Here is a 6,726-nt window from a genome sequence, read left to right as displayed (position 1 = left end):
CTCCAGCGTCGGCGGCGAGACTGACGTTGGCGTCCAGCGCCGTGACCCGCCCGGTCGCTGTATCGCGAGCGGCGGAGGCTGCGATGGTGAGCGCTCGGCCATCGACATCGGCGTCGAAGGAGGCCTGCATGCTGCCGGGGCCGGTCTGCAGGACAGAGGCATTGGCCACGGCGACCCGCTTGACCGGACTGGTGTCCGACAGAACGAACTGGACATTGCGCAGATCGACCTGGCGAATCGAATCCTCGCGCACGGCATCGAGGGCGTGGTTGACATTGGCGAAGACCGCGGCAACCACCTTGTCCGGATCAACCAGGCCATCCGCGTTGCGAAGCGACGCCGTCCAGTCGCCGCCAGTGGATGGCATCGCCGCCAGCATGAAATGCGCATCGGAAATCCGGGCGCTGGTCAGGCGCACCTCGCCCGAGAGCAGCGGGATCAGCCGGATGCCGAAGCGGACACGGCCGGCATCGGCGATCGGCTTGCCGCCGGCGGTCTTCAGGCTGACGTCGCTCACCTGCAACGCGATGAAGCTCGACCCGTCGAGCGTCAGCCGCGCCGGGCCGACGGCGACATTGACATCGAAGCCGGCCAGTTTCTCGATGGCCGTTTCCGCCTCGGCGCGAAGCCGCTCGGTGCCGATGCCCGACGTGCCGAGCACATAGACCGCGGCAGCGGCCAGCAACACCAGAGCGCTGAACCCGGCGACCACGCGGGCAAGGATGCGGAAGCCTCGGCCTATCCTGGCGCGGCCGAGCGGCGGCACGGTGCAAGCAGAGGGGAAAGCCGCCAGGTCGGTGATCTCGTCACGCCTGAACCTGATCTTCTCGTGCTGCGGTTCTTCCTGATCCACGCAATCTTCCGTTGTAGCGAACTCGATCGTGGACGAATCCCCGTCTGACACTATATCGATGCGGCTTCGCGCGTAACCTCAAACAAGGGCAGCGACATGGCCGATCTCGACGTAGGCGATCTTGCGCCGCAATTCGATCTTCCACGCGACGGTGGCGGGTCGCTCAGCCTCGCCGCATTGCTGGGAAAGCCTGTTGTACTTTATTTCTATCCGCAGGACGACACCACGAGCTGCACCAATGAGGCGATCAGCTTTTCGCAATTGAAGCCAGACTTCGAGAAGGCCGGCGCCGTGGTCATAGGGCTGTCCCCCGACAGCATCAAAAAGCACGACAAATTCAAGCAGAAATATGACCTTACCGTCGACCTGGTCGCCGACGAGGAGCGCAAGGCGATCGAGGCCTACCATCTGTGGGTCGAGAAGACGATGTATGGCCGCAAATATATGGGCGTCGAGCGGGCGACGTTTCTGATCGGCAAGGACGGGCGCATCGCCAGGACCTGGCGGCAGGTCCGCGTCAAGGGCCATGCCGAAGAGGTGCTGGAGGCCGTGCGCTCGCTCTGAGGCCTGCTCGAAGGTCTTCGCCGCAACCTGATGCCCGCTCTGCGAGCATTGGTTACCGGCGCATTCGGCCCGGCAAAGCTTTATTAACCCTAATAATGTGTAATCAGGCTCTTCGTGGCGTCACAACGAAAGCTTGGTCCCGTGAACCCAACCGGTCAGTCTGCGGTCTTCGGTAAACGCAAGGAGCCCCATACGGTCATCATCGCCCGGGGCAATGAAATCAGGCATTTCACCATCCGCCCCTGGCTTGCTGCCTTTCTCGGCTCGGCGCTGGCGGCTATCGTCATCGGCTACCTGCTTGCCACCTCCTACCTGGTGCTGCGTGACGACCTGATCGGGGCCACGACGGCCCGGCAGGCGCGCATGCAACAGGCCTACGAGGACCGCATATCGGCGCTGCGCGCCCAGGTCGACCGCATCACCAGCCGCCAGCTCCTCGACCAGCAGCTGATGGAAACCAAGGTGAGCGAGCTTCTGGAGCGCCAGACCCAGCTCAGCCAGCGTCACGGCCGCCTTGGCCCGATCCTGGAGCGCGCTGAAAGCGAAGTCGGTGCCGCGTCCGCCGCCGATGGCGCCGCGGCGGCCAAGCCGGATGAGCGCGCCGAGGTGATCAGCGCCCAGTCAACCTATTCGATCGCCAGCCTCGGTGCCGGCGACACAAGACCGTTCTCATTGTGGTCGACACGCTCCGATCCGCTGCCCAGCGATTCGGCCGCCGACCGCGCCGACAGGCTGTTCGTGTCGATCAACCAGTCGCTCAAGGCGATCGAGAGCGAGCAACTCAGCCGCGTCACCACGCTCGCCGACAATGCCTACAAGAATGCCGACGCCATCACCCAGGCGCTCGCGGCCGCCGGCCTGCCAGTCGACAGCGACTTCGGCAAGGATAGCGATGTCGGCGGTCCGCTGATCCCGCTCAACGCGTCGACGATGTTCGACAGCAAGGTCAAGGAACTGGACGAGGCGCTGGATGCGCTCGACCATTTGAAGAAGGAAGCGCGGCGGCTGCCGCTTGCAAACCCCGCCCCCGGTCACTCCGTCACCAGCCCGTTCGGCGTGCGCACCGATCCGATCCTCGGCACCGCGGCCTTGCATTCGGGCATGGATTTCAGGGCGCCGATGGGCATGCCCGCCAAGGTCACAGCGGCCGGCGTCGTCACCAAGGCCGGCTGGAACGGCGGCTATGGCCGCATGGTCGAGGTCGACCATGGCAATGGCTTCGCCACGCGCTACGGGCACTTGAGCGAGATCGACGTCACGGTCGGCCAGAAGCTCGCAGCCGGCGATATGATCGGCAAGACCGGCAGCAGCGGCCGTTCGACCGGCCCGCATCTCCACTACGAAGTACGCCACAATGGCGATGCGGTCGACCCGCTGCGCTTCCTGACCGTCGGCAAGAAGGTCGCGCAGTATCTTTAGCCGTCCGCCGATCCTCCTTGTGCCGACAGAAACATCGTTGCTGCCGAAACCAGTGTGAGCGCACCGACCTTCAGGGCCGCCTCATCGACGCGAAACCTGGCATGGTGGAGCGGAAAGACCGATCCGACGTCCTCGTTGCGGATGCCGAGCCGGAAATAGACCGACGGAATTCTCTCACTGTAATAGGCAAAATCGTCGGCAATGCTCCACCCAGGCATGTTCAGCGCATTCTCCGCGCCGATGCTGGCCTTGGCGCCGGCAAGGATCAGTTCGGCCATCTCGGCATCGTTGACGACTCCGGGCTCGCCGCGATGGATGTCGAGCTTCACCTTCGCGCCGTGGCTGGCCGCGACACCCTCCAGCACCTCGCGAACCCGGCGCCAGGCGCGCTCGCGAGTAGCGTCATTGCCGCTGCGGATGGTGCCTTTCAAAGCGACTTTGCCGGCCGTGACATTGTAGGCATTGCCGCCATTGATGGCGGTCACCGAAATGACCAGCGGATCGAAAGGATTGGTCTCGCGCGAGACGATCTTCTGCAGTTCGCCCACCATGGAGCAGGCGACAGTCAACGCATCGATGCCTTCATAGGGTTTTGCCGCATGCGCGGCCGATCCGGTAACCAGGACATCGAACGTGTCGCAGGCCAGCGTGTAGGGACCAGAACCGACGGCGACCTTGCCCGACGGCGTATAAGGATCGACGTGGACGCAGAGCGCGGCATCGATGTCGTCGAGATGCCCTTCCGCCACCACTCGTTTGCCGCCCGACGGCTCGTCCTCCTCGGCCGGCTGGAAGATCAGGCGGACGGTGCCGCCGAAACTGTCGCGCGTTCGATGCAGATGGGCGGCCACCGCAAACCCCATCGCGGCATGGGCATCGTGACCGCAGGCATGCATTACGCCGGGATTGAGCGACGCGAAGTCGACGCCGGACTCCTCCTCGATCGGCAAGGCATCGATATCGGCACGAATGGCGATTTTGCGGTTCGACGGCCGGCCGGTACCGACAATATCGACGGCAAGACCATAGCCGGCGACGTCGCGGATATTCTCGATCCCCTGCCCGGCGAGCATCTCCCGCAAATAACTTTGCGTTGCCGCTTCGCTGTTCGAAAGCTCCGGATGGCGATGCAAATGCCGGCGAACCTCGATCATCCGGTCGAGAATTCCGCCGTCGATGCTGATCGGGGCGGCAATCGCGCTATCCTCAGGGTTTGACATGGATTTCTCGCGGGAACCTGGTCAGGGTCTCGTTGCCGGTCTCGGTTATCAGGATGGTCTCGCTCACCTCGATGCCCCAGCCATCCATCCACATGCCGAGAATGGAATGAACGACGTTGCCGGGTTGAAGCACCGTCTTGTCGCCGGGCCTCAGGCTGATCGTGTGTTCGCCCCAATCCGGCGGATAGGCGACACCGATGGAATAGCCGATGCGCGATTCCTTCTTCAGTCCGTAGCGTTGAATGACCTTGCGCCAGGCGGCTTCCACCGCTTCGGCGGTGGTTCCGGGCCTCGCCGCCTCGAGCACCGCGTCCATGCCCTCGATCACCGCCTTTGCCGTGTCCGCGACATTTGTCGGCGTCTTGCCGAGCTGCAGGGTTCTTGCGAGCCCGGCGGCATAGCGACGGCAGACCCCGGCGAGTTCGAGCGCGATCGTCTCGTTTTCTCCGAACCGCCTGTCGCTCCACATGATGTGCGGAGCGGAGGCATTCTCGCCGCCCAGGATGGTCGGAGGAAGAGCGGTGATGTCGCCGGCGAAGTCCGGACTGCCGGCGATCTGCGCCGCCTGGATGGCGGCGATCGCGTCGCATTCGCGAACGTCTGGCGCGATGACCTCGTAGGCCCGCGCGACAGCTGCCTCGGCCAGTCTCGATGCCTTGCGCAAGTAATCGATCTCGGGCGCCGATTTGACCGCGCGGATCCAGTTCACCAGAAGATCGGCGTCATGCCATCTGGCATTGGGCAGTCCGGCGACGAGCCGGGCATGCGCTTTCGGCGAAAAGTAATAGGCTTCGAGCTCGATGCCGATGTGACGATTGCCCCAGCCCTTGGCGACGATCCAGCCTGCTATCCAGTCCATGGGATGCCGATCGGCGCGCTGGACATGGTCCTCCGGGAAGCCGACAACGTTCTCGGGCTTCATCCAGGCGGTGAGCAGGCCGCCGGCGGCATCCATGGCGCGGCCAATCCAGACCGGCTCGATCTCCTCGATCGGAACCAGCACCATTTGCGGCGTGTAGAACGACCAGCCGTCATAGCCGGTGATGTAGTGCTGGTTGGCCACATCGTTGACGATCAGAAGCTCCACGCCGCGCCTTGCCATCTCGGCGCGGATCTTGCGAAGCCGCTGCTGGTATTCGTCGCGCTTGAATGGCAGTTCGATCATCTTTTCCCCATGCCTTGCTCGATCAACAGTCGCGGGCGTGCCGCAGCCTACCCTTGAAATGGTTCTGACCTAGCGGCAATCGGCCAAGCCGGCGCGTGGACAGGGCCTGGACCGATATGCCCGGTAATTTCCGGCCGCGCCCGGAAGGTCGTTGACTCGGGTTAAGTTGTAGGATGATATGTATCACCCGATATCCAGACATTACCGCTCATGACCGTTCACCGCCTCTCGCCGGAAATCCTCAGCGCCATGGAGAGCGCTGTCGGGCAGAGCGGCGTCGCCATCTCCGGCTCCGACATGGCTAAATATCTCGGCGACTGGTCGGGCGATCATCGCGGCGGCGCACTTGCCGTGCTGAAGCCGGCTTCGGTCGCCGAGGTCCAGGCCGTGGTGCGGTTGTGCGGCGCGCTTGGGCTCGGCATCATCCCGCAAGGCGGCAACACCGGACTGGTGGCAGGCGCGATCGACATCGAGGCGCGGGGCGCTGTGGTGATCAGCCTGGAGCGGCTGAACCGCATCCGCCTCGTCGACGCCGACAACTTCATCCTACAGGCCGATGCCGGCTGCGTCCTGCAGGCGATCAAAGACGTCAGCGAGGCGCATGACTGCCTGTTTCCGTTGGCGCTCGGCGCCCAGGGTAGCTGCCAGATCGGCGGCAATGCGGCGAGCAATGCCGGCGGCGTCAACGTCTTGCGCTACGGCATGGCGCGTGACCTCATCCTCGGCCTTGAAGTGGTGCTGCCCGACGGCGAACTGTGGGACGGCTTCTGCGGCCTGCGCAAGGACAATCGCGGCTATGACCTGAAGCAGCTTTTCATCGGCTCGGAGGGCACGCTCGGCATCATCACCGGCGTCGAGCTGAAACTGTTTCCGAGGCCGGCCCGCATAGAGACCGCCTATCTCGGCCTTGCCTCCTTCGAAGCGGCCGTCGCGCTGTTCCGGCAAGCGCGCCGGGCCACCGCCGACCTGATCTCGGCCTTCGAGATCATCGGCCAGGAATGCATCGATCTCGCGCGCCTGGTCGACGCCGATCTCGCATCGCCTGTCGAGGCTCCGGTTCATGTGCTGATGGAGCTTTCCGCCAGTGCCGCTGTCGACCTGCGTGCCTTGCTGGTCGATTTCCTCGCCGGCGCCATGGAGAGCGGCCTGGTCGCAGAAGCCCTGCTTGCCGACAGCGATGGCCACGCCAAGGCATTCTGGGCGATCCGCGAGGGGCTGGTCGAGGGCCAGGCAAAGCGCGGCTACCATGTGCGCACCGACCTTTCGGTGCGGATCTCGGACATTCCTGCGCTCGTCGACCAGGCGCGCCACTTCGTGGCGCTGGAGCATCCCGGCTGGCTGCCGCAGGCCTACGGCCATGCCGGCGACGGCAACATTCATTTCAACGTCCTGCCGCCGGAAGGCCTGACGGTAGTCGAGGCGCGCAACCGGGGCGCCGACATCACCGCCGGACTCTACCGCATCGCCAATTCGCTTGGCGGCTCGATCAGCGCCGAGCACGGCAT

Annotated in this window: 5 protein-coding genes and 1 pseudogene; 3 read left to right on the top strand and 3 right to left on the bottom strand. The window is 64.4% G+C overall.

Annotated features, from left to right (window positions below; all coding sequences use genetic code 11):
* A pseudogene (locus EN780_RS24250) lies at positions 1–853 on the bottom strand (hypothetical protein); the annotation flags it as partial.
* A gap of 96 nt (positions 854–949) precedes the next feature.
* Between EN780_RS24250 and EN780_RS24245 the strand changes: the two are divergent.
* Together EN780_RS24245 and EN780_RS24240 are read left to right on the top strand one after the other, a co-directional pair.
* Positions 950–1,417 (top strand): peroxiredoxin, encoded by a 468-nt coding sequence (locus tag EN780_RS24245; protein WP_128275537.1) that lies wholly within the window; start codon positions 950–952, stop codon positions 1,415–1,417.
* 141 nt (positions 1,418–1,558) lie between these two features.
* Entirely contained in the window at positions 1,559–2,836 is a 1,278-nt protein-coding gene (locus tag EN780_RS24240; protein WP_128275536.1) for a M23 family metallopeptidase, read from the top strand.
* Here EN780_RS24240 and EN780_RS24235 read toward each other — a convergent pair.
* Together EN780_RS24235 and EN780_RS24230 are read right to left on the bottom strand one after the other, a co-directional pair.
* Positions 2,833–4,056 (bottom strand): M20 family metallopeptidase, encoded by a 1,224-nt coding sequence (locus EN780_RS24235; protein ID WP_128275535.1) that lies wholly within the window; start codon positions 4,054–4,056, stop codon positions 2,833–2,835. The two genes, EN780_RS24240 and EN780_RS24235, sit on opposite strands and share 4 nt — an antisense overlap.
* On the bottom strand, positions 4,043–5,221 hold the full coding sequence (locus EN780_RS24230) for a M24 family metallopeptidase (protein WP_128275534.1): 1,179 nt from the start codon (positions 5,219–5,221) through the stop codon (positions 4,043–4,045). The genes EN780_RS24235 and EN780_RS24230 overlap by 14 nt, the downstream gene beginning before the upstream one ends.
* A 210-nt stretch (positions 5,222–5,431) precedes the next feature.
* Here EN780_RS24230 and EN780_RS24225 point away from each other — a divergent pair.
* A partial coding sequence (locus EN780_RS24225) for an FAD-binding oxidoreductase (protein WP_245500104.1) occupies positions 5,432–6,726 on the top strand: 1,295 nt, incomplete at its 3' end.

This window comes from Mesorhizobium sp. M4B.F.Ca.ET.089.01.1.1, from assembly GCF_004022605.1.
GTDB lineage: Bacteria > Pseudomonadota > Alphaproteobacteria > Rhizobiales > Rhizobiaceae > Mesorhizobium > Mesorhizobium abyssinicae.
The sequence above is the reverse complement of the archived record's forward strand: the minus strand, read 5'-3'. Positions and strand labels throughout refer to the sequence as shown.

Excerpts from the sequence above, each read along its gene's own strand:
- EN780_RS24245 (WP_128275537.1), top strand. The coding sequence starts at position 950 with ATGGCCGATCTCGACGTAGGCGATCTTGCGCCGCAATTCGATCTTCCA.
- EN780_RS24230 (WP_128275534.1), bottom strand. The coding sequence starts at position 5,221 with ATGATCGAACTGCCATTCAAGCGCGACGAATACCAGCAGCGGCTTCGC.
- EN780_RS24235 (WP_128275535.1), bottom strand. The coding sequence starts at position 4,056 with ATGTCAAACCCTGAGGATAGCGCGATTGCCGCCCCGATCAGCATCGAC.